The following is a 431-nucleotide window of genomic DNA, read 5'->3' on the forward strand; positions in this document are numbered from 1 at the left end:
GCTGTAAGTATGCGAACCGAAGCCGTGCATATGGCGGTAGCTGGCAGGGATACCGCGGTCGCTCATGACGATGGTAACTTGGTGCAGGGCTTCGGGCAACAGCGTCCAGAAGTCCCAGTTGTTCGTGGCAGAACGCATATTGGTACGCGGGTCGCGTTTGACGGCTTTATTCAGGTCGGGGAATTTGCGCGGGTCGCGCAGGAAGAACACAGGCGTGTTGTTGCCGACCATGTCCCAGTTGCCTTCTTCGGTATAAAACTTCAACGCAAAGCCGCGGATGTCGCGTTCTGCATCGGCTGCGCCGCGTTCGCCTGCCACGGTGGTGAAACGGGCGAACATTTCGGTTTGCTTGCCGACTTCGCTAAAGATTTTGGCGCGGGTGTATTTCGTGATGTCGTGTGTCACGGTAAACGTACCGAATGCGCCCGAAC

Annotated in this window: 1 pseudogene; it reads right to left on the minus strand. The window is 57.1% G+C overall.

The window, feature by feature from the left end:
* Window positions 1-431 (minus strand): annotated as a pseudogene (gene katA / locus ACTHTU_RS11400) (catalase KatA); the annotation flags it as partial.

Source organism: Neisseria sp. P0020.S005 (assembly GCF_051957055.1).
GTDB classification, from domain to species: domain Bacteria; phylum Pseudomonadota; class Gammaproteobacteria; order Burkholderiales; family Neisseriaceae; genus Neisseria; species Neisseria subflava_A.